The following is a 1,160-nucleotide window of genomic DNA, read 5'->3' as shown; positions in this document are numbered from 1 at the left end:
CGGCGATTTCTTTGCTGGTTTCTGCACGCAGCCTCTCGATATCCTTTGACAGGTCTGCACGTACCTGAGCGATTTCCCGGATCAATTCTGTGCGGACCTCTTCTATACGCAGGTTGGTCTTCTCTATTTCCTTTAACAGGTCTGCACGTACCTGCTCAATCTCTCTGGTAAGATCTGAGCGGACTTCTTCTATGCGCAGGCGTAACTGCTCGATTTCTTTCTGCAGGCGCAGTTCGGACTCGCGCACCCCGCTGGCGGTGGCCAGGTCCTTTAGCTCCGGGTAACGGTCTTCCAGGCGTTCGAAGGCCCCGGCAATAATCCGTGCCCTGGCCCGTTCGTCTTCCGCTGCCAGGAGACTGTCGTACAGGTCTATAACCGATGCCGGCTGGGTCATGCCCGATCTCCTTCTGGGTTAAATTCATGCTGACTGTTCAGGATATTAAGCAGTAATAATATGTTTTTGTCAAGGAGGGGATTGGGGGAGGAAGAAATGATGAATGATGAATGCGGAATGGTGAAAGGTGAAGAAGTAGAGAAAGGCTTGGGAATTGAGGAAGGAATTGGGGATTCAAGGCATAGGGCATAGAGCATGGGGAAGAAGGCATATGGCATGGGGAAGAAGGTATGGGGGAACAGGACGAATCTCTGGAATTGTCGCTTAAGCTGCAGGCAGGGTATGTATTCGAATAGCCTTTTCAGTGATAGTGACCATTGCTCCTTGCTGGAGGTCCTGGGTAATCCTGGGCCATACGTTTTGTAACAATCCTGCTAGCTATTTTTAAATTCATTATTTTTTAGCTGTTTGATCAATTTATCATCACAAGTAATAAAATAATCGACATTGGCATATTCAGCGCATGCAATATGCAGGGAATCCATGCCCATAATTCCATTTTTTTCAATAGTTATGGATTTGGTCAAAATTCTTGAGTCACCCCAAACTTTGGACCGGCATCAGGCAGCCCTGGTTTCCAGCCTGCCCACGCGCTCCACAAGATCCTGGACAACCACCTTGTCGCTCAGGGCCTTGTTCAGGTCTCCTCTTGCCTCAGCCACTTCCCTGGCCAGATTGTCGATGCGTGTATTGGTATAATCGATTCTTTCTGTGTTTTTCTGGATTTCAGCCTTTAGCTCTGCCCTAGTATTGTCAATACGATTGT

Annotated in this window: 1 protein-coding gene and 1 pseudogene; both read right to left on the bottom strand. The window is 48.4% G+C overall.

Translation table 11 applies throughout. The features are described 5' to 3' along the window. A partial coding sequence (locus tag D5S03_RS09190) for a hypothetical protein (protein WP_287043624.1) occupies nucleotides 1–394 on the bottom strand: 394 nt, incomplete at its 3' end. A 560-nt stretch (nucleotides 395–954) separates the two neighbouring features. Further along, a pseudogene (locus D5S03_RS09185) lies at nucleotides 955–1,160 on the bottom strand (hypothetical protein); the annotation flags it as partial.

The sequence above is a fragment of the Desulfonatronospira sp. MSAO_Bac3 genome (genome assembly GCF_003838035.1).
Lineage (GTDB): Bacteria > Desulfobacterota > Desulfovibrionia > Desulfovibrionales > Desulfonatronovibrionaceae > Desulfonatronospira > Desulfonatronospira thiodismutans.
The sequence above is the reverse complement of the archived record's forward strand: the minus strand, read 5'-3'. Positions and strand labels throughout refer to the sequence as shown.